This is a genomic window from Paenibacillus sp. FSL R5-0766, from assembly GCF_037971845.1.
Classification (GTDB): domain Bacteria; phylum Bacillota; class Bacilli; order Paenibacillales; family Paenibacillaceae; genus Paenibacillus.
Genome location: NZ_CP150227.1, coordinates 3,891,821 through 3,913,718, shown reverse-complemented (window position 1 = coordinate 3,913,718; position 21,898 = coordinate 3,891,821). Strand labels below are relative to the sequence as shown.

The window sequence follows — 21,898 nt, the reverse complement described above, 5'->3', positions numbered from 1 at the left end:
CAATGCGAAAATCCGACAAAGAATTCACTGAGCAGAACCTCTTTAATATTAAAAAGTTGTTCTATGATAAATTGGCCATGAATGAACCACCAACCGTTACGAGATCAGATTCATCATTATTACCACCTATATTATATCCATCCGCTCCATCTGCACAGACAAAGAAGTCCATGAATAAAAGAAAAAGGTATCGCAAAGCCATCTATATTCCTGTAACCGCTGCGTTATCGTTATGTCTTGTTACAGGTGCAGCTGCATCGGTGGGCATCATTGACCTGCCTTCTATTCTTCATTTTCTAGGTGCAGATCGGATTGGCATTCTTCAGCCTGTTCATCAGGTGAGTGAAGATCAAGGGATTCGAATGGAGGTTATAGGTGCTGTCAGGGACGGAGATACAACGGAAATCTATGTTTCTTTGTCAGATCTGACGGGTCAACGTATTGACGAGACGCTGGATGTATATGATTACAGGGTCACCGGAGGTAATGCAAACAACGCTCAGATTATTCATTATGATGAAGCTAATAAAACGGCTATTGTCCGATTTCTCATTCAAGGAAAAGTGAGCAAAAATCGAATTACCGTTCAGATTAATACGCTGATGTCCGGTACATCTCTTCAAGATGGTTACAACGTACAAGTGGACTGGGAGCAGTTGTTACATGAAAAGCAAATCAATAGCTATGATATCCTGGATCGAGATCGTATAAGTGGCTGGGGAGGTGAAATTGATATTCAAATGGAAACCGATCCAATTCCGGTATTGCATCAGGATGTAACGAATATCCCTGTTGAGGGTATTAATTGGGTGCATATTTCCAATATGGGTTTTGTGGATGGCAAGTTACACATTCAGATTAATCCGGATAATGAGATTGGCGAGTATAATCATGGATATTTCTACTTCACGGATGAGCAAGGTCAAAAGCTCGATATTCCCCAATATTCCATTAGCTACGGGAGATACATGAAAAATGGAGTAGACATTGGTGGGGATTACATTGAGTATGTGTATAATCTGTCCTCTGTTGACGAATTAGATAAGCTGAGACTTCAAGGCAGCTTTACGAGTATTAGTGAAGTTGTGCGGGGAAATTGGAAAACGACCTTTAACTTGAGTCAAAATGGTCTGAGTAAAACAGGAAACGTTCAGCTTGATGCAAATGGAGCCTCATTGGAAAATGTTACTCTTTCCTCGGTTGGCGTCACACTTACAGGTGAGGCACTTAGCAAGATTCGGATGGAGGATCTGAGTATTGAAGTACACCTGAAGGATGGGACTACATTAACCGCTGCATCAGGTTTCCTCCAGCTGGATCAGGATCTCATTAAGTGGATATCCCCTAAGACCATTCCGGTGAATGATGTGAGCTACCTGCTAATCAATGGAGAGAAAGTGATTTTGCAAGATAGATAATATAAATAGTAAAACTTATATAAAATGAATTACATGTCATATCCCGATTTATGACGCATACCATTAGGCGAATGCGGTCATAAGGGAGGAAACTGAGATGTCCATGAGCGAACCGCTGTTAACGCAAATTGTGAATCAACATATTCCGGCTGGTGCAACGGTCGTCACTATTGATAAACCTGTTCAACATCCAGCGATCTATGCGGCAGATCTTACCGGTGACGGCATGCCGGAGATTGCTGCAGTCTATCAGTTGAATGGTGAGCTATATTTGCTCATTCTGAAATTTGTTCAAGGGCATTGGATCAAGATGGCACTAATTAAGGGATTGGGGTATGGGGTGACTTTAATGACTGCTGCCCCTGTAACTTCAACGGCAAGGAACAATCTCATTATCGGTTGGCGGATTGGTTCTATTTGGTCTAAGCTTGCCGTATATGAGTGGACTGAATCAGGGCTCAAAGATCTGGCGCCTCACGATCTATATTATAGCTATGCAGAGATTATAGATATGCCTGGTACACATGGTCGAGATGGCAAGGTGGAGATTGCACTCTGGATTCATGATACAGGGGAAGCCTATCGTGTGGAGATTATCCGATGGCAGAATGGGAAATGGGTTCCTGCACCGGACGTATATGCAACCTATTATCCCAAAGTGGTGCAATATTACGAGCAACTAACCCAGCAATATCCTGATTATATCTTTTACTGGTATTACCTTGCGGATGCTCAGTACCATGCCGGCCAGTATCCGGCAGCACTCGTTTCCGTTCAGAAGGCACTCAGTTTCCCGGAAGCGTATCCTTCCAGAGAAGTATTACAAGAGCTGGAAAAGAAAATTGAGCAGGCGATGGTCCCTATAAGCCATGCCCGGGTAGCAACATGGTTATATCCAGTCTCCGTTCGAACCACGATTGGGACGCGTTGGGGGTATATGGATGCCCAAGGGCACATTCGGCTTGAGCCTGTACTGGATGACGCGCAAGAGTTTCAGCCCAATGGATTGGCTGTGGTTGTGAAGGATGGTCGTGCCGGCGTTATTAATCTTCAGGGGCAATATGTCGTTCAACCTGTATACGATTCCATCAATTCCTTTTCCGAAGAACGCGCAATAACAATTGATTCTCAAGGATTTAAGATGATTAATGAACAAGGTACGGTTCTGACCAAACGGGCGTACCCGTATATCTCGAATATGAACGACGGCCGAGCGTTGTTTTACGATTCAAATCCTGGTCAGGCAGATGGATCGGTGAGTCGGTATGGTTATTTGGATGCGTCGGGCAATGAGGTGATTCCGGCACAGTTCGATTCGGCGAATGATTTTCAAGATGGCAAAGCAGTTGTGCAGATTAAGGACAATGAATATGCACTCATTAATCGCAATGGACATCGGCTCGCAACATATCCATATGCCTATGTGGGACCACTAGGGGATGGGCTGTTGGCTTTTCAAAAAGAAGTATCGGGCAAATATGGGTACATCGACGAACGGGGTAATATTCGTATTCAGCCTAAGTTTTCATCGGCATTTCCTTTTAACGGCGGCCAAGCGATCGTTAATACAGCTGAGGATTACAAATCGATTTACGGTGTCATTAATACGGAAGGATCGTTTATCATTCAACCCGCGTTTAATGACATCCGCGAACTAGGCGAGCATCGTTATGCGCTGGGGCAAGCAATTAATCCGGAGCAGCCTTATATTGGCTCTGTATACGCGATTGCAGATACTAACGGTAGAAGGCTTACGGAGTTCCTATATCGCGAAGTAGGCAATTACAAAAACGGCCTTGCTTCCGCATCGGATGGAAGACAGACCTATCTGCTGGATCTGAGTGGAAGACCTGCCGCTGGGTATCCCCATGTTGAAGGTTCGGGTACGCTGGAGGTCGTGGCACCAGATCTGATTAAGGCATATGTAGATCAGCGCTTATCGTATGTGAATCGGGCCGGACAGATCATCTGGCGGCAAAATACAATCGTTCCACTTCATCGGCCGTACCGTGTACGCGAAGAGAAGTACAAACCAAACAGGGACTACCTCGTATATTATCCGCAGGTGGAGGGATTAACGAACCAAGCGGAGCAGCTTGCGCTGAATGCCAAGTTGAAGCAGCTCTCTCAGGTTAAACCGATTCCTGAGGATCAGCAGCTGGATTACACGTATACAGGGGATTTTGATATTACGTTTTATCAGCAGCAATTGCTGCAACTGCAACTCACAGGTTATAACTACCCGGCAGGTGCAGCGCATGGTATGCCTACGATGATCTATGCGATCATTAATCTGACGAATGGTCAGTTGTATGAGCTGAAGGATTTATTTAAGCCGAATAGCGACTACGTAAAAGTGTTAAGCCAGATTGTGGGGGATCAGATCAAAAACGATCCTCAATACTCGTATGTGTTTCCGGACACCTATACGGGGATTAGTGCGGATCAGCCGTTTTTTGTCACAGCGGAGGCTCTGCATCTCTACTTCAATCCATATGACATCGCTCCCTATGCGGCAGGGTTTCCAACGTTTACGATTCCTTTTGTCCAGATCAAGGACATCATTAATACAGAAGGTTCGTTCTGGAAAGCTTTCCATGAGTGATTGAGGGTACAGCCAACATTTTAACGAAAATATACGCTAGGGACGTTAAGGCGCAAAGACAGCGAATTTTTCCTGCTTTAAGCAAATGTCCGCTGATGCTTAGTGTATATAACAGTCAAAATGTTGGCGCTACCCCACATAGGAACTACTATAAATCAATCATTCCATCCTTTACATACATCAATCCACTCTGAATAACTAGAGTATTTTTCTAATTGTTTTATTGTAAGTTCAATAGCACTATTGCTACTCCCGCAAGCTGGATAGATTGTCTCAAAACGTTTTAGAGATATGTCTAGATAAACAGAAACATCATTTTTGATAGCAAATGGACAAACACCTCCAATGGCATGACCAACCATATCAATGGCTTCCTCAGGAGAAAGCATTTTTGCTTTTGTTTTGAAATACTCTTTGAATTTTTTGTTATCCACTTTTGCATCCCCGGCGGCAACTACTAAAACAGCTTGTCCATTCACCATAAAAGAAAGTGTTTTTGCGATTCTCTCCGGCTCACAACCTAATGCAGATGCAGCCAAATCCACGGTTGCACTAGATACTTCAAATTCAATAATTTGAGAATCCATACCATATTGTTTAAAAAAATCTTTTACTTTTTCAATTGCCATAATCATCACACCTCATTTTAAAATATTTTCTAGAAGATCATAGATGAAACTTGCCTATGTTCTTGGGTAAAAAATCATGTTGTAAATGACACATGGTTCTTGATAGAGATTATTATAGGAATGAAAAACATTAGCACGAAAGCGGAGTGCTTGATTTTCTTTTAGAACAATTGTTTTTGTGTTGACTACCATTTCTAACATACCTTGTACCACAAAAACATATTCTTCCACACCATCAAGGTGCCTTTCAGATGGATGGTGACATCCAGGATCAAATTCGATATAAAATATTTCAACGTTACGGGTAGGGTCAAAAGGAAAAACAGGAAATGCTCTCATTTTTCCATCATTTTCAATGATAGCGTCTTTGGACCGTGTATCAACCACATTGCACTCATCTTCTAGCTCTTCCAATAATAAAGATAAAGGAACTTTTAAGCCGACTGCGATTTTCCAAAGAGTTGTAATCGTTGGTGAAGACTGTCCTCTTTCAATTTGTCCAAGCATAGGCTTACTTACATCAGTAAGTTTAGAAACATCTTCAAGTGTAAGATTTCTAGTTGCTCGTATTTCTTTTAACCGTTCTCCAATAGTTAATACTGGCGATTGCATTGCATCACTCCTTTTGTATGTTATAACATTTTAAAATATAATATAACATACTAATAGTTGGGTTCAATAGGAGGCAGTTTAATGATGTAAGTAACTCCTTCACATATTTATCCATACTAAATGGAAAATATTACGGGAGTTACAGATCAAAGAAGTCATATTTATCTATACAATCAAAAACGAAAACTTTCTCCAACAACAATTTTTTTGCTTGGCGAGAATGTAACTCCTTCACCAGTCATTCTACGCGACGAGGTCATATGTCCAATAGGGCTTATAAGATGCTGTGAGACAACAATAATCCGTGATGAGGTATTATTGCTCCGTGAAGAGGTAGTGATCATTCAGGGCTCTATGAGATATTAATGTGCGTATATAACACTGTGTTATATTGAGAATGATTATTAATATCAGGAGGGGTGAGATGAACAACACGTCTGAAGTGTCCGAACTAATGCAAGTAACGAAGGAGCGCAAAGGTCTGCTGATTATAGCAAGTATCTTCTCGACCCTGTCGAGTCTGTTGCAGATTGTTCCTTTTGTCGGAGTGTATAAGATCGTTGAGGAACTGCTAACACATGCGGGGCAACCCTCTGCCATGGACAAAGATCTGTTGATCTATTGGGGGATCGTCGCATTCGTAGCCCTGATTGCAGGACTTATTGCACTCTATATCGGGGGGATGTGCTCACACATCGCTGCGTTCAACATTTTGTACCAGCTCAGAGTGAGACTTGCTGAGCATGTTGCCAAAGTACCCATGGGGTATCATACCCGGACGGCAACCGGTGAGCTGAAGAAGATCATCGAAGTTAGTGTGGAGAAAATTGAGAAGTTTATCGCCCATCAGTTGCCGGATCTGGTGAGTGCGATCGTTATTCCGTTAATGCTGCTGGGTTACTTGTTCTGGCTCGATTATCGGATGGCGCTGGCGCTGTTGGTACCAATCGGAATCGGGTTCTGGCTCCAAAGTCGCCTCTTCCGCAGCGAAAAAGGCCGTCAGGCTTATCGTGATTTTCAACTTGCCATCGAAGAGATGAATGCGACGGGTGTTGAATACGTGAGAGGTATGCCGGCAGTGAAAGTATTTGGGATTACAGCCGATTCGTTTCTGACGTTTAAACAGGCGGTGACGCGTTATCGGGATATTTCGTTGAAAATAACAGATTTGTGTAGAACCTCCTACGGGCTGTTTTTTGTAATCATGATCTCGTTATTTACCTTCATCGTTCCGGTGGGTATTCTGCTGTCGAGTGGAAATGCGGGGAATCAGTCGTTTGCGATCACGTTTATTCTGTTTCTGATCATTACCCCGAGTCTATCTGCTCCGTTATTGAAGTTAATGTATCTGGGCAGTGGGATGCGAGAGATTGTGGAAGGACAGAAGCGGATAGAATCGGTGTTTGCCGAGCCAGTTGTACATGAACCTGAGTTGCCCAAAGTTCCGGATACATATGAGGTTGCCTTTCGTCAGGTATCTTTTGCTTATGAACGTAAGGAGAGCGAAGCCTATAAACCTGTACTTGATCAGGTTGATTTTGTAGCCAACGCAGGAGAGATGACCGCACTTGTCGGACCTTCTGGTGGAGGAAAGTCAACCATTGCGAATCTATTACTTCGTTTCTGGGATGTACAGGAAGGTGAGATTACGATTGGTGGAATTCCGATTCAGGAGATGGGTACGGAGAAACTGATGGATACCGTGTCCTTTGTATTTCAGGATGTACATCTGTTCTACGATACGATTGAAGAAAATATTCGGATGGGCAATACATCAGCTTCACGACAGGACGTTATAGCTGCGGCTCAAACTGCTTGCTGTCATGAATTCATTGAGAAACTCGATGCTGGATATGACACCAAAATCGGAGAAGGCGGCACGTACCTGTCCGGCGGCGAAGCACAGCGAATTGCTATTGCACGAGCATTGCTCAAAAATGCTCCCATTCTGGTCCTGGATGAAGCGACGGCCTACGCAGATGCAGAGAATGAGCACAAGATCCAGCAAGGTCTAGCCCAACTGGTTCAAGGCAAAACAGTCCTGATTATTGCTCATCGTCTAACAACGATTCGTGCAGCCGAGCAAATACTCGTGATCCGCAAGGGAACGATTGCCGAGCGTGGGACACATAATCAATTGCGTGCATTAGGCGGAGTATATGAGCACATGTGGCAGGCCCATATCAGTGCGGCTTCCTGGAAGCTTGGGGGTGCAGTACGATGAAAAATTATTTATACAATATATCTGGCGGTAACCCGCGTAGTCTGCTTCCTTCGGTAATTGCAGCGATTCTGGACGGGATTGCAAAGATTGTTCCTGCGGCGCTACTTGTGGATATATTCAATACGATTTATAAGTCTTTCGCTGAACCGGACAAAGGACTGGATATCAACCGAATGTGGATTGTATGCTGCATCCTGTTTGCCTGGCTTCTGGTGGAGTATGCGGCTTACGCTTCACTCTATGATAAGACCTATCGGGCAGCATACAGACTTGCGGCCTCAGGAAGGTTGAAGTTGGCGGAACATATTCGCCATCTGTCGTTAGGATTTTTCGGAAAACGTGATCCTGGCGATCTGACAAATCTGATCTTGAGTGATTATGGTCAGGTCGAGCATACGATCTCTCACAATCTGTCACAGCTGATCAGCGCGATTGTGCTTCCCGTACTCGCTTTTGGCGGACTTCTGTTGGTGGATTGGAGAATGGCCGTAGCCATGTTTATTGCCGTTCCCTTAGGTGTAGCGCTGTTATGGCTTACGGATTCGATTCAGGCACGGCTGAGTGAGAACCATGTTCGGGCTAAAAATGAAGCCGCCAGTCGGCTGCAGGAGTATCTGAGCGGTATTCGTGAGATCAAGGCCCACAATATGGGGGGCAAACGTTTTGAGCGGCTGCGTCGTTATTTTGACGAATTGAAATCAGCTTCCATTCGGTTGGAAGGTATCATGGGACCGATGATTATGGGCGCGATGTTGCTTGCACGATCAGGTATGACGTGGATGATTCTAGTGGGCAGTTATTTGCTTGCAGGCGGTGAGTTGTCGTTACCGGTATTTCTGTTATTTTTGCTGGTAGGTACGAAGATATTTGAACCTTTGACGGTTGTACTGATGAGTTATGGGGAGATGCGGTACTCCGCGTATAGTGCAAGACGCATTATGGATGTGCAGCAGGAGGCCCCGATGGCAGGAAAGGGAGATGTACAGCCTAATCAGGCGATTTCGTTCGACCAGGTGACCTTTGGATATGATGCTCAGCAGCCGGTGTTGAAAGACTTGTCGTTTACGATTGAGCCGCATACGATTACTGCGCTGGTTGGCCCATCCGGTAGTGGTAAGAGTACAGTCACACGTCTCATTGCCCGTTTCTGGGATGTACAGAAAGGAACCATCCGCATTGGTGACAGACCCGTTGATCAGATGAACCCGGAGAAGCTGTTGCAGGATATCTCAGTGGTCTTCCAGGACGTATATCTGTTCCAGGATACAATCGGCAACAACATTCGTGTAGGGAAGAAAGACGCTACGCAATTCGAGATTGAAGAGGCAGCACGCAGAGCTTGTTGTCATGAGTTTATCTCCGGTCTGCCTCAAGGGTACGATACGCTCGTTGGCGAGGGTGGATCGACGTTATCTGGTGGGGAGAAGCAACGGATCTCCATAGCACGTGCTTTGTTGAAAAATGCATCGATCGTTTTGCTTGACGAAGCCACCGCTTCACTTGATCCGGAGAACGAAGCCGCGGTGCAGCAAGCGATTAATGAGCTAGTCGCGGACAAGACGGTTATTTTGATTGCACACCGATTAAAGACCATTCAGAATGCCGATCAGATTATCGTATTGGACCAAGGTCAGCTCGTAGAGCAGGGAACACATGCGCAATTGTTAGATTATTCAGGCATCTACGCTCGTCTGTGGCAATTACAACAGGATGCAGAAGGCTGGCAGGTAAAAGTAAACGGATAATGAGTTCGATGAGATAGATAAAGTAACTGAAGCAAATAAGCCTAATGTGGCTAATGAACTGACATAAAAGGAGAATGACAACGATGTTTAAACGAATTCCTGTATGGATTGCACTATGCTGTATGCTTACCTTGGCGGCCTGTGGAACGACTCAGACCACCAGTGAAGTGGCCAGCTCCTCAGAGGGAACCACACAAGCAACGACCAAATTGATTACTAACCCGAATGGAGAAGAGATTACGATCCCTTTGAATCCAGAGCGCATTGTTGATCTATCCGGCTCTACAGAAGAACTGTTGATCATTGGGAAAACACCTGTGGCCACAATGAGCGCGGATTACGGTAACCCGGAGCAACTCACGCCAACGATTAAGGATCAGCTGAGTGCAGATACCGCTAATCTGGGCTGGTATGGTTCACCGTTCAGCATTGAAGCTATAGCGAGTGCCAATCCGGATCTAATCATATTGGGTAAGGATTTTAACATGGATCAGTATGAAACTTTATCCAAAATTGCGCCTACGATTGCATTGCCATACTCCTACTATGATTGGAGAGAACGCCTGACATTCTTGGCAGATACGTTTGGAGAAGAAAGCAAGAAAGATGAATATCTGGCCAAGTATGATGCGAAATCTGCAGAGTGGAAACAAAAGCTGGAGGCGGCTGTACATGGTGAATCCTTTGCCGTAATTGAGACATATCCAAACAACCTGGTCATCTATTCCAATAAAGGGGCAGCTGAGATGTTATACGGTGAATGGGGCCTGAAGCGCACAGAGGGTATCCCTGATCCAGAGGGCTGGGGAGGTAAACAGATCGCACTGGAGGCTCTGGCTACCGTTAATCCGGATCGTCTGCTATTGATGGAGAATAGTGAGAACAAGATGGTAGACAGCAAGGTGTGGAATAACATGAACGCAGTGAAGAATGGCAAGATCTATAAAATTTCTAATGTCGATAATTATAATTATTCGTACACAGCGATGGGGAGAATGGAGCTTATGGACCGTTTGGGTACGATGATTCTGGAAGGACAGAAGTAGTCGTTGAATTATAACAATTCATGATGGATTAACTTTAACTTTTAACAAAACTTAATAACGCCTATGTGTAATTGTGTAATTTGTTCGAAATCATGTAACTTGAGCGGTTCTGGCTGCGTTTAGACATTGGGGTGATCTGATGTTGGTGAACGCAGTTCAACGGTACATGGTATTAGGACTTATATTTATAGGGATAAGCTTGACTGCATATCTCGTTCTTGAAAGGGGTGAAGGGTACCATATTACAACGACAGAGTATTACGGCTTACGCAATGCAGGGGGAGTAATATATATATTGTCGCTCATCCTGGGATTCGGTCACTATTTAGTCGCTTTTTATGTTGTTATTATTAGCCCGATCTCATGGCTGCTGCGGAAATATGTGTGCTTTCCTATGGTGAGAACTTTCATCTATATGATTGGGTTTGGATGGGGCGGGCTGTGGGTTTTTGATATCATGTACAGTCCATATTTCGTGAAAGGATACTATCTGAACCGAATGACATCGATATGGATATTTGCCATCGCCGGTTTAGTTTATGCCATTGTGGAGAATAAGATTTGGCGAAGAGGGCATGCAGAACGAACAGAAGGCTACTTAACAAATGTTGAGTAGCTTTTTTGGTTTACATAATTATTATGGTGTTTTTATAGGGGACTCAGTTAGAAAGGATTATGTAAGAGTAAGTAGTGAACATGAACAGCGATTAAGTTAATTCGATAGTTTGTTATGAAATTCACAAAGGGTGCAAGTAAAATGAAATAGGAGTTTTATCGTAAAAAGGTAAAATTTTCTGTTATACTATTTGAGTTGTGTACATAAAGTTAGATATTTTAATGAAGGGAGTTCATGAAGTAATTTAGCCGTTTAGTTTAAAATTGTAGTTTGGAGGAAAGCATTTTGTATAAAGCAGGTTTTTGGATTAGATTAGGAGCAGGTGTATTGGATAGTCTTATTATTTCAATTCCGTTAGTGATTATTGCAGGTGTGCTGACGGGTAACTTTGATGCGGATGAGCCGATTGCCAAACTACTTAGTGCGTTATACTCAATTTTATTACCAGTTTACTGGTATGGTCGAACCATAGGAAAACGTATATGTGGAATTCGAATACGCCAATACGATACACACGAACCGCCAAAAATTGGTACAATGCTGATGCGAGTTGTTGTAGCTGGACTTGTGTACGTATTAACTTTGGGTATCGGAGTTATTGTGAGTGCTTTTATGGTCGGTATGCGTGAGGATCGACGTGCAATTCATGACTTTGTAGCAGGAACAGAAGTAGTTTGGGATTAATTCGAAGATTATAAAGAATTGGCTGAACAGGGGTAAAATCACTGTGCAGCTTTTAAAATCATTAGTACTGTTTCACAAAACTCGTATTTTGTACATATGTATATAGGCCTTTCTTACGTCTGGCGATATACGATTAAACGATGTTCCGGTGCAGGAAATTTACTCCATCCAAACATTCCTGCACTAGCCGGAACCTGCCTGCTATTCGTAGCGAACCCAATTAATGAAAGTCGAGAAACGGTACAAGCAAAAATACACCCCCTAGAATTTCATCGGCTAAACTCAGGGGTTTTTCCAATGTCTATTTCTAGGGGGTGCACTTCATTTTCGAATGATGAAACTAAATTCTTCATCTTTTTCTTGCGACATTCTTGATCTCTAAAGCTGGCGTTTTTTTTGTTTAGCACGCTTCATGCATTCGTTGTAGTAGCTTCTCCCCTCCCATTTTATATGTAGCATCAATGTTTAATTGTCTATTCCATCAAATCTGTTACTGCACCTCTTGAAGCAGAGGAAACTAATTTAGCATATTTGGCAAGTACACCGGATTTCACTTTCAGTGGCGGTTGTACCCAAGCTTGCGCTCGAGCGGCCAACTCTTCTTCTGGCACTTCAACCTTAATTTCCTGAATGTCGCTATCAATGGTGATAATATCTCCATTTTGGAGCAAAGAGATCGGTCCACCTACTTGTGCCTCAGGGGATACATGGCCGACTACAAATCCATGCGAGCCACCCGAGAACCTACCATCTGTTATGAGAGCAACTTTTCCCCCGAGACCTTTTCCTACAATGAGTGCTGTAACGGAAAGCATCTCAGGCATACCTGGTCCACCCTTCGGTCCACAATAGCGTATGACCAATACGTCCCCTTCTTGAATTTCATCATTCATGATCGCTTCTGTCGCTTCATCTTCGCTATCGTACACCTTTGTCGGTCCGGAAAACTGTTGTATCTTCATGCCTGACATTTTGGCAACAGCGCCTTCAGGAGCTAGGTTTCCTCGAAGCACAACCAGTGGTCCATTTGGTTTAAGCGGATTATTGAGTGGACGTATAATCTCTTGATCATTCTGTAGTGGAGCAGCTTCCGCTAAATTCTCCGCCAACGTTTTACCAGTTACGGTGAGGCAATCCCCATGAAGTAATCCCTCAGCGAGCAATAGCTTCATTACCCCGGAAACACCACCAATATCATTCAAATCCTGCATGACATACTGACCACTTGGCTTCAGATCTGCCAAATGAGGAACACGCAAGCGAATTCGTTCAAAATCATCCAAGGTTAAATCCACTTCTACGGAGTGCGCAATAGCTAGCAGATGGAGAAATGCGTTGGTTGATCCCCCTAGAGCCATAACAACGGTGATCGCATTCTCAAATGCTTTCTTCGTCATAATGTCTCTTGGGTAGATTTCCTGTTCAAGAAGTGAGATGACCTGCTTACCGGCTGCTTCGCATTCCAATGCTTTATCCGCTGAGATAGCTGATGTCGAAGAAGAACCAGGCAAACACATACCCATTGCTTCTGCAGCTGCGGCCATCGTATTAGCGGTATACATCCCCCCACAAGCCCCTGGACCTGGACAAACACTGCATTCGACCTTATGCAATTGTTCGTCTGTTATTTTTCCATCTTGATATTGCCCAACGGCTTCAAAAGCTGAAACGATATCCACTTTTTTACCGTCGAGATTACCAGGTTGAATGGTTCCTCCATATACATAAACAGAAGGAATATTCATCCGTCCAATAGCCATCAAACATGCAGGCGTATTCTTGTCACACCCACCGATTGCAACAACGCCGTCAAAACGCTCGGCTCCGGTCACAATTTCAATCGAATCAGCTATAGCTTCCCGACTTGGTAGCGAGAACAACATCCCGCCATGCCCCATCGAGATCCCATCAGAAACGGTAATCGTATTAAAAATTAGTGGGGCACCGCCGTTATTACGTGCGCCCCGCTTAGCTTGCACCGCTAAATCATTGATGTGCATATTACACGGTGTTACTTCACTCCACGTACTTGCTATTCCGATCATTGGCTTTTTAAAATCCTCATCTTGAAATCCAACTGCACGCAGCATCGCTCTGTTCGGTACCCGGTTAGCACCTTCACTGATTACCTTGCTTCGAATGCGAAGATCTTTTTTATTTTCCATGTTTCTTCCCTCATTTCAAAGTATTTTGTTCAGTTCCTGCATCGGTCGAATAAAATTTTGTTTCATTAAATTATGGGCATCGTTGCTATTTTTGCCTTCAAAAGCTTTAATAATCTGATCATGTTCTTCAACTGAAGCTAGTGTAGCCGTAATAGGTTGTTTTAAAAATACGTATTTAAATCGCCTAATGTGAATCTGAAGAGATGTATTAAATGTAGCTACATAAGGATTATCTGAGAGCTCCACAATATAATTATGAAATTGCTCATCCACCTCCATAGCCTGATAAACTTGTCCATTTTTAATAGAACTTGCGAATTCCAAATTTATGGATCTTAGTTTCTCGATCTGTTCTGGAACAATAGTTTGGGCGGTGATTTCAGCAGCTAAGGCCTGAAGAGCAGCCATCGTTGAATACATCTTAAAAATATCGTTTTTCTCAATATTCGTTACTTTTGTTTCTTTTCCTGGATGCATGGACACGAGGCCTTGAACTTCGAGTAACTGAAATGCCTCCCGAATCGGTGTCCGGCTGACTCCAAGCGATTCAGCCATTTCCGCATCAATAAGCTTTTCACCTGGTTGCAGTGTTCCATCAATGATCCATCGCTGAATCTGAGAAAACGCTCTTTCTTTTGCGGACATACGGACTGGTAAGGAAAAATCTTTAGGAATTGGCATTGTTTTCATCCTCATTACAATTATTCTTGTATGCAATATATCGCATACACGATCGAGAAGCAATTATTATTTCATTTTTTACTCGCTCCATTAAGTTTATCGAGATCACTACCTGTTTTTATTGAGAGTTTGAGACAAAAAAGAGAACTATAATTTAAAAGTCTTTCTTTGAGAAATGTTACATAAGTAATATATTTTAATGTGAATGTTCTTATATAAAATTATTTGGTACTAATGAGGGCTTATGTACTTTTTATTTAGTACACATCTAATCGGCAATCGGACGATGTTCTTGTCCATTACGGTAATCGGTACAAGTTCTTGTCCCTCGACATGAGTTTGTAGTTTTAACTCCCACCCCTCCGTCGTATAATCTATCTAAAACGCCGAACTCATATTCCGAGTTCGGCGTTTTTAAGTTTGTCAGTAAAAAGTATTTTCGTATAACTTCCCCGTATGTGCATCAAGCACTTCGGGCGTCCGCTCGTGCTCGCTACCAATCATTCGATACACTAGTTCGTACGGGGCCTCTTCCGCCCTAGTATTGTGCATCCGTTCCCATTGCAGACGCAGCTTGGCCTGTGCCGTCCATCGGAGGATGGCTGTCTGGGAATCAAATGAAGGCATGGTCTCCAGCTTCTTTAACTGTTCTGGCCTTATGGAGGGGGACATCAAACTTTTAACCCTCCCATTAGAGCGGTCAACAGCTAGTTGATAGCATTCATCCCTGACAGATACGTCTTGAACATATACACCAAAGCGAATGATTTCCAAACGATCTTTGTCGTCGGTCTCTTCAGTTAGAAGCTTGAGATACGGCAACATTTCGGCTGCTAGTCCTCGGACATAGTCCATAGCTACTTCTATACATGCGTCTCGATCCCAGGTTAATGGAGCTAGTTGATCTGGCTTACCATGCGAAACAAAGTCAATCAGTTGTCCGGTTTGGCTGTCTACTCGCGCCTTGACCGCTCCCTCCATCTGATCAGCCCAATAGGCCTTCCAAGACCGGTCATTCTTGGCTGGACGCTCTTCATTCTGTTGCTTCCACACCATCAACTTGGTGTTCGAGCCAATATTGTCGTCTTGTACTAACTGAAATTGGTCGTTGTCTACGCCAATCCACTCTTCTAGGCTTCGTGCGGGCGGGAACTCACCTGGCCACTCGTCCAGAGTTCTTGGGTCAGAGGGGACAGCTTCTGCCCTATAGGCTGTCGGAACTTCCTCCTGTGATGATGCACTATAGATTAGTCCTCTACTTCGGGGGGCGTAAACCAGATGGACCTGATCGTCACCATCCGTGTACACGGCTTTGTCCAATACGCAATATTCCACATGTAGCAAAAAATTCGCCTTCAGACACGCCATCTGTTCCTCTTCTGGTGTGATCATGGTTGGGAGTGCTTGCCCTGAAACGGTTCCGTAGTACCTAAATCCGACCACGCGACCGCTGGGGTGAACCATAATCAGGCATCCCGTCTCAGGAAGCGGCAGCCCCATCGCCTTCTGCTGTCGTGTGTACCCAAACATCCCTTCCATCCACTCCATCCCACAATACGGAAAATCACGCAGTGCGCCGGGATAATGATCTTCCAGGAATTGCTCTGCCTGCTGTTTGAGCTCCTCCTCAGATATCCGTGTCTCGTTGTCCAATGAGGCCCAGGAAATGGCATAGTCTAGCAAGTTGCCGTCCCTGGAGAGCGTGGCAGAAACGGCGTCATCACTCCCCGTTTTAACCCATAAGAATCCCGCTTCTCCCTTCCTTGTTCCCCTCATGGTGTTCTCTTGATAGTCATTGACGATCAAATCATAATCCGGTGAAACGGCAAACTGGTGCTCTGCCTGTTGTCTTAACTGCAGGCGTAATGTATCCAGGTCTCGTTCGAGAAAATCTTGAGCCATTTCGTTGCGCAAATGTTCCAGCCCCTTCCGTAATTGTGTTTTTACAGTACCTAATGGCATATCCAGGAGATGGGCGATTTGCTGCTGGGTCAGGTCCTTCTTATATTTTAAGAACAGGAGCTGACGCAGCTTCGGATTCAGACTGGCCAATGCACGCTCCAGATCCAGGGTTTGATCGATATCATTAACGACCAATGGCTCTTGCGCCTGCGGGTCTTCGCTCAGGTGAACACGCTTGGATTTCTCCAAATGATTGAGCGCCCGGTTCACCACAATTCTGGTAAGCCAGCTCTCAAACGCTTCGGCTTGCTGCAGCGTTCGCAGTGACTCATAAGCCTTAACCAGGGCATCCTGAACGATATCCTCCGCATCTTTGGACTCCCGTACATAATGGCGAGCCACTCGGTGCAGCTTATCCGTTCGATCCTTTATAAGAGAAACGAAGGCATCGTGATCTCCGTTTTGTGCGGCGTTGATTTGTTGCTGTGCATCGATCATTGTCGTTCACCTCCTGTTATATAGACAGCTAACTCGGGGGTTTGGATTTAATAAATGTAACATTATTCTGGAACTGACCGATCAAGTGACCGTCCGCATGCGGCAAGCGAAGAACTCGCAGTCCTTTCCCCGTTCGATCCCCCGGTAGTCGATGGCCCGAGCGACATGGATTTCTTTCTCAATATCCTCATGGGTTCCACGCCCTTGAACGTACACCAAATCATCAATCTTCCATTGTCCATCTACTAATTTGGCCTTAATGATATAAGCTAACGTACTAATATTGGTTTGGCCTTCCTGATCGGTATTCTCTACCTCGATATCTGCATTCCACCATTGTTCCTTGATTCCTTCCTTCTGCGGCTCCAGCTCTACATTGGTCATTTTGGTTTTGACGATCGTTAGCGTTCCGCGGCGCTGTTTTTGCTCTAATGCTTTATAAAGGTTTTCAGTCAGATACGGCTTTGAATTCTTCAAAAAATCATCTTTATCATTGAACGGTACGTACAACTTCAGAAACTCCGGAATAAACTTTCTGATTGAAGTGGTGCGTTATCGACAAGATCGTTATCAGTATCGGCACTATCCGTGACATCGTTATCCGAAGCATTCAGGCTTTCATTCTCTAATGCTGCTGCGGTACTTGTATCTCTGCCGCTGCTCTCCATACTATCTACAGCTGCTGTTAGTTGGTTGTCCGCCCGAATATATCTCTTGTTTATAGTTGTTCCCAAATAAGTGCATATGCTGATTATTTAGATATACACCTAATCGGCAATCGGTACAAGTTCTTGTCCTTAGCTTGGGACAAGAACCTGTACCGATAAAATAATAAAAAAGCCGCTAATATAGCGACTTCAATGGGAATATGTTCTTGTCCCTCGACAATGTAATTTTATATTCGATTTCTACAACTTCCATTCATAGCTTTCGATGCTTCAACTAACGTTCCCAGTTCGTTCATTTTTATTTCTGAAATTCCTTTCCATTCCCAAGTGTCTATATCTTTGCCATTATGTAAGTGTTTTTAGCAGACTTACTATCTTGACATTGTCGGTTTGGTTTTAAAAAGTTGGAGGCGTCGACACGGCAATCACCAAGGTCTCACCTTTATATATATTCTTATAGCTATGCGGTGTCTTGGCATCGAAATATATACTATCCCCCTCTTCTAACGTATATCGATCATTCCCAAGCATGAACTCCAGGCAACCAGAATGGACATACACAAACTCCTCTCCTTCGCTGTGTCCTACGCCAACATCACCAGAAGTCGCCCCTTCTTCAAGCACCCCCCAGATTGGTCCCATCTTATTTTTACTTCCCTCGCTAAGGGAATACCATGTAATACGTGAGCCTTCAGAATGTACCAACGGTTTACGTTCGTCTTTTCTCACAACGATGCTTTGTTCTTTCTCTCCAAATAGATCAGTAAAATTCACGTTTAACGCATTGGCAATCCTTTTTAGGACACTTATCGACGGATTTGCTTTGTTCCGTTCAATTTCGCTGAGAAAAGAGACTGAGATAGATCCTGCTTTTGCCACTTCTTTAAGAGTTAATTTCTGCTTTTTGCGGGTATTTCTAATGACCTCGCCTATAGAATTCATCTTTCATGTCTCCTTCACATTTGAATTTTTTTCGCTCTCAGCGAAATTTATAATTTGATAATAATTAAAATATCTAGCAATAGCAAGCTTTCTTACGGTGGTTCAATTTCGGTGTAAAAACGTTGATTTAAGAACATTATTGGATTAAGATTTTAACAAGGCTGATGTGCAAATACGTTCCCGGGACATGTACACATAATTCTTTTTAAATATAGAATTTCATTTTCAGCGAAATTTTGAAGGAGGGCGATGAGCTATATGACTAAGCTACCTAAGATTTACACCGTAGGCGATACTACGGTTACCCGAGTCACCGAAATGGTAATCAGTGGTGTTCCACCAGAAATTTATTTCCCAGGTACGTGGGATCCCTCTGTATTAGAAGAGAATCAACAATTCTTCCCTGAGGGCTTGCTTGACGAAAATTCGCAACTCATCGTGAGTATTGGCACCTGGGTCGTGAAGACACCCCATCATACGATTCTTATTGATACAGCTACAGGTAACGATAAAAACCTGCCACTAAATCCGGATCTTGCCAATCTGCAGCTACCTTATCTCGAGCGACTTCAAAAGGCAGGCGTTACTCCAGAAGAAGTCGATTACGTGTTACTAACTCATTTGCATGTGGATCACGTGGGTTGGAATACGAAGCTAGTTGACGGTAAATGGATACCTACATTCCCCAATGCCAAATACGTATTTCCTATTAAAGAACAAGAGTATTACTCCAGCGAAGCGAGCCATAACAAAGAAAATGAAGCAAATTTCAATGTTTATGAAGAGAGTGTACTTCCTATCGTTGAGGCAGGCTTGACGGAAACTATCGGTCCAGAAGGCGGAAAGTTACTAGATATATTTACATTCATTCCGACTCCAGGTCACAGTATCGGACAAATGTCTATTCGTCTTTCATCGGGTGGTGAAGAAGCTTTGTTCGGCGCCGATATCATGCATCACCCATTCCAAGTTATGAGACCGGATTGGAATTCTATGTACTGTGAATTTGGCGATCAGGCCCGAATTTCACGCCGCTGGGCTTTGGAATATGTTGCCGATCGTCCAATTATCTATTTCAGTACGCACTTCCCAGAGAGTTCAGCGGGATACGTCACCCGAAGCGAAGACGGTTTCAACTGGCGCTTTATCTAATACTTTGAAAAGAGGCGAAAAATATAATGTCTAACAACACATTCAACAAATCTATCTCCATCGTATCTGAGAACTTTAACATAGCTAGCGATACGCCTGGTATTGAGCTATCGGTCCTTAATAAACGTCCTGCATCTATGACTGTCTTCTCTAATGAGAAAACGATCGTCATGGTCCACGGTGCTACTTATCCAATTGGCAGCCTATATGATGTTGAGCTAGACGGTTTCACCTTCCTTGATTACCTCGCAAGTCACGGTTATGACGTCTATGCAGTAGATGTTCGTGGCTATGGTGGATCCACAAGACCGCCAGAAATGGAGCAACCTGCTGATCAGAATCCTCCGCTTGTCCGTACAGAAACCGGAGTTCGTGACTTTGGCTCGGCCGTAGACTTCGTCCTAAAGCATCGAAATCTATCGAAGGTCAATGTACTTGGGATGTCTTGGGGCGGTACAGTGGCTGGGGCATATACAAGCCGTAATAATAACAAAGTGAACAAGTTAACCCTTATTGCTCCTCAGTGGCTGAGCAACAAACCAATCCCTATTGATACAGGCGGCCCGCTTGGCTCTTATCGCCTTGTGCCCGCAGGTACTACTAAAGAACGCTGGTTAAGTGCTGCTCCTGAAGGAAAACGTGACAGCTTGCTCCCTGAGGGTTGGTTTGAAAAATGGGTTGAAGCAACGCTGGCCTCTGATCCTAATAACAAGACCGTACACCCTGAGCATATTCGCGCTACCAACGGACCGATTCTAGACATACGTGAATATTGGACGGTTGGCAAAGCCTTCTATGAACCTAAAGATATCACCGTACCCGTACTCCTCATTCATGCGGAGTGGGATATCGATGTACCATTAGATTTGGCACAAAACTTCTTTACTTCCTTAACTGGAGCTGCTTATCGCCGTTGGGTGGAAATCGGAGAAGGTACTCATATGGTACTGCTCGAAAAAAATAGAGTTCAAGCGTTCCAAGCTGTTCAATCATTTCTAAACGAGAACTACACACCAGCGGGTCAATAACGACGCGATTAGCGGATTTTAATACAATCTCACACCCGCAGCTTATTACTGCGGGTTCGTCTCATGAATCTCTAAGTTAAGAAGTCCTAATGCAGTGATTAGTGGGAAAAAAGGGTATTTTCCCTACGGAACTTTTTTTATGTAAAGAAGTTTTATATTTGGGCTCGTTACTATTCAACTCATTTTTGTATATCCGACACGTTGACCTTCCCTCTCCTCAATTTATTCAACTAACGAAAATCCAAATATACAATTGTGATTTTGCATGCGTTAAGATATAACTGAAATGAGGTGAATAAAACATGGAAAATGTACGCGAGTTGTTCCAAATCATGACCAGACGGTTTGGTCTGCTCAATAAGAATTGTTGTACCGTGGGAGCTATTGATGTATCGCCGGCCCAAAGTCATATATTGTATGAGGTAGATCGTCAGCACAATCCCTCCATGCAACAAATTGCCGACACTTTAGGAACAGATATTACAACCTTCAGTAGACAGGTTCAATCCTTGGTGAAGCTTAAGTTACTTAACAAAACACCAGATTCTACAGATAGACGTGTATATCTACTCTCACTTACAACCGAAGGGAAGTTTGTTGCAACCACTATTGATCAGCAAATGAGTGCCTATCTAGATGAAATCTTTTCGCATATGAGTGGATTTGAGAAGGAGATGGTGATTAACTCAATTAAACTGTTGAATAAAGCAATGCTTCAATCTGATAACTGTTGTCAACCTGTGAAGGGATAAACACACAATCTAACTCCTCCTACAGTGACAGATTTTTTAAGATATCTATTATCTGGCTTATGTTACATACAACAAAAGACCACCGAGGTCTCTCGGCGGTCTTCATACATTAATGTAGTGTGTATTTGGAACGTAAAGCTTTCTCGAGATGTTCATATTCAACCTGTTCCGCAAAACTCATAAGCTCACCATTAATGACAACGGCAGGTGTAGCAAACTCGATGAGCTTATCTGACTGTATATGTGCAAAACCTCGCTCTTCGAATAGAGATCTTAACTTCCGTTTTGCAAGCGCTCGATCCATAGGTAGGGAATAATCATACACATGAATAGTTAGCTCGTTTTCAAATGTCTCTTTTAATTTCTGCTTAATCTCAGTATATATACTCAAAGAAGCGGAATAGTCAGGCGCAGAGCAACAATCAGCAGCTTCTACCCCGTCTTCATCGCAACAATCAGTTGTTTGCTGACTATTTATATTTGGAAAGAGTTCGATAGAGTTTTTTGTATTCAACATATGTTCCTCCTCAC

At 43.6% G+C, this 21,898-nt stretch carries 19 protein-coding genes; 10 read left to right on the top strand and 9 right to left on the bottom strand.

The window, feature by feature from the left end; genetic code table 11:
• Nucleotides 1-2 precede the first annotated feature (2 nt).
• The gene (locus tag MKY66_RS16735; RefSeq protein ID WP_076215338.1) at nucleotides 3-1,418 is read left to right on the top strand and encodes a DUF4179 domain-containing protein; all 1,416 of its coding nucleotides are present in this window, start codon (nucleotides 3-5) and stop codon (nucleotides 1,416-1,418) included.
• Nucleotides 1,419-1,515: 97 nt separating this feature from the next.
• Complete coding sequence (locus MKY66_RS16730; RefSeq protein WP_076215335.1) at nucleotides 1,516-4,023, top strand: WG repeat-containing protein; 2,508 nt, start codon at nucleotides 1,516-1,518, stop codon at nucleotides 4,021-4,023.
• Nucleotides 4,024-4,178: 155 nt separating this feature from the next.
• Here the strand turns inward: MKY66_RS16730 and MKY66_RS16725 are convergent, their stop codons facing one another.
• Together MKY66_RS16725 and MKY66_RS16720 are read right to left on the bottom strand one after the other, a co-directional pair.
• Nucleotides 4,179-4,652 carry a YbaK/EbsC family protein gene (locus MKY66_RS16725; RefSeq protein WP_076215332.1) on the bottom strand — a complete coding sequence of 158 codons (474 nt, stop codon included), beginning with the start codon at nucleotides 4,650-4,652 and terminating at the stop codon, nucleotides 4,179-4,181.
• 54 nt (nucleotides 4,653-4,706) lie between these two features.
• Nucleotides 4,707-5,264 (bottom strand): XRE family transcriptional regulator, encoded by a 558-nt coding sequence (locus tag MKY66_RS16720; RefSeq protein ID WP_076215329.1) that lies wholly within the window; start codon nucleotides 5,262-5,264, stop codon nucleotides 4,707-4,709.
• Between the two features lie 424 nt (nucleotides 5,265-5,688).
• On the opposite strand from MKY66_RS16720, the gene MKY66_RS16715 reads away from it, so the two are divergent.
• The 5 genes from MKY66_RS16715 to MKY66_RS16695 all read left to right on the top strand — a co-directional run bounded on the left by MKY66_RS16715 (nucleotide 5,689) and on the right by MKY66_RS16695 (nucleotide 11,579).
• Nucleotides 5,689-7,488 (top strand): ABC transporter ATP-binding protein, encoded by a 1,800-nt coding sequence (locus MKY66_RS16715; protein ID WP_076215327.1) that lies wholly within the window; start codon nucleotides 5,689-5,691, stop codon nucleotides 7,486-7,488.
• Entirely contained in the window at nucleotides 7,485-9,233 is a 1,749-nt protein-coding gene (locus tag MKY66_RS16710; protein ID WP_076215324.1) for an ABC transporter ATP-binding protein, read from the top strand. Before MKY66_RS16715 ends, MKY66_RS16710 begins: the two co-directional genes overlap by 4 nt.
• Nucleotides 9,234-9,316: 83 nt before the next feature.
• The gene (locus tag MKY66_RS16705; protein ID WP_256704319.1) at nucleotides 9,317-10,279 is read left to right on the top strand and encodes an ABC transporter substrate-binding protein; all 963 of its coding nucleotides are present in this window, start codon (nucleotides 9,317-9,319) and stop codon (nucleotides 10,277-10,279) included.
• Between the two features lie 166 nt (nucleotides 10,280-10,445).
• On the top strand, nucleotides 10,446-10,895 hold the full coding sequence (locus MKY66_RS16700) for a hypothetical protein (RefSeq protein ID WP_339805338.1): 450 nt from the start codon (nucleotides 10,446-10,448) through the stop codon (nucleotides 10,893-10,895).
• 285 nt (nucleotides 10,896-11,180) lie between these two features.
• On the top strand, nucleotides 11,181-11,579 hold the full coding sequence (locus tag MKY66_RS16695) for an RDD family protein (RefSeq protein ID WP_083657309.1): 399 nt from the start codon (nucleotides 11,181-11,183) through the stop codon (nucleotides 11,577-11,579).
• 473 nt (nucleotides 11,580-12,052) lie between these two features.
• Here the strand turns inward: MKY66_RS16695 and ilvD are convergent, their stop codons facing one another.
• From ilvD to MKY66_RS16665, 6 genes are all read right to left on the bottom strand, one after another.
• Nucleotides 12,053-13,744 (bottom strand): dihydroxy-acid dehydratase, encoded by a 1,692-nt coding sequence (gene ilvD / locus MKY66_RS16690; RefSeq protein ID WP_017688240.1) that lies wholly within the window; start codon nucleotides 13,742-13,744, stop codon nucleotides 12,053-12,055.
• A gap of 15 nt (nucleotides 13,745-13,759) precedes the next feature.
• Nucleotides 13,760-14,425, bottom strand: a complete 666-nt coding sequence (locus MKY66_RS16685; protein WP_076215316.1) for a GntR family transcriptional regulator — start codon at nucleotides 14,423-14,425, stop codon at nucleotides 13,760-13,762.
• A 423-nt stretch (nucleotides 14,426-14,848) separates the two neighbouring features.
• The gene (locus MKY66_RS16680) at nucleotides 14,849-16,825 is read right to left on the bottom strand and encodes a sigma-70 family RNA polymerase sigma factor (protein ID WP_076215313.1); all 1,977 of its coding nucleotides are present in this window, start codon (nucleotides 16,823-16,825) and stop codon (nucleotides 14,849-14,851) included.
• Between the two features lie 81 nt (nucleotides 16,826-16,906).
• Nucleotides 16,907-17,302: a hypothetical protein gene (locus MKY66_RS16675; protein ID WP_339805327.1), complete on the bottom strand. Its 396-nt coding sequence runs from the start codon at nucleotides 17,300-17,302 to the stop codon at nucleotides 16,907-16,909.
• Between the two features lie 35 nt (nucleotides 17,303-17,337).
• Nucleotides 17,338-17,559, bottom strand: a complete 222-nt coding sequence (locus MKY66_RS16670; protein WP_143760380.1) for a hypothetical protein — start codon at nucleotides 17,557-17,559, stop codon at nucleotides 17,338-17,340.
• 330 nt (nucleotides 17,560-17,889) lie between these two features.
• Entirely contained in the window at nucleotides 17,890-18,435 is a 546-nt protein-coding gene (locus MKY66_RS16665) for an XRE family transcriptional regulator (protein WP_076215307.1), read from the bottom strand.
• A 258-nt stretch (nucleotides 18,436-18,693) separates the two neighbouring features.
• Here MKY66_RS16665 and MKY66_RS16660 point away from each other — a divergent pair, with 258 nt between their 5' ends.
• From MKY66_RS16660 to MKY66_RS16650, 3 genes are all read left to right on the top strand, one after another.
• Complete coding sequence (locus tag MKY66_RS16660; protein WP_076215304.1) at nucleotides 18,694-19,587, top strand: MBL fold metallo-hydrolase; 894 nt, start codon at nucleotides 18,694-18,696, stop codon at nucleotides 19,585-19,587.
• Between the two features lie 137 nt (nucleotides 19,588-19,724).
• On the top strand, nucleotides 19,725-20,615 hold the full coding sequence (locus MKY66_RS16655; RefSeq protein WP_339805318.1) for an alpha/beta hydrolase: 891 nt from the start codon (nucleotides 19,725-19,727) through the stop codon (nucleotides 20,613-20,615).
• A gap of 302 nt (nucleotides 20,616-20,917) precedes the next feature.
• A complete protein-coding gene (locus MKY66_RS16650) occupies nucleotides 20,918-21,367 on the top strand; it encodes a MarR family winged helix-turn-helix transcriptional regulator (RefSeq protein WP_024634202.1) in 450 nt (149 codons plus the stop codon).
• A gap of 109 nt (nucleotides 21,368-21,476) precedes the next feature.
• On the opposite strand, the gene MKY66_RS16645 is transcribed toward MKY66_RS16650, so the two are convergent.
• Nucleotides 21,477-21,884 (bottom strand): hypothetical protein, encoded by a 408-nt coding sequence (locus MKY66_RS16645; protein WP_052016867.1) that lies wholly within the window; start codon nucleotides 21,882-21,884, stop codon nucleotides 21,477-21,479.
• Nucleotides 21,885-21,898: the final 14 nt, after the last annotated feature.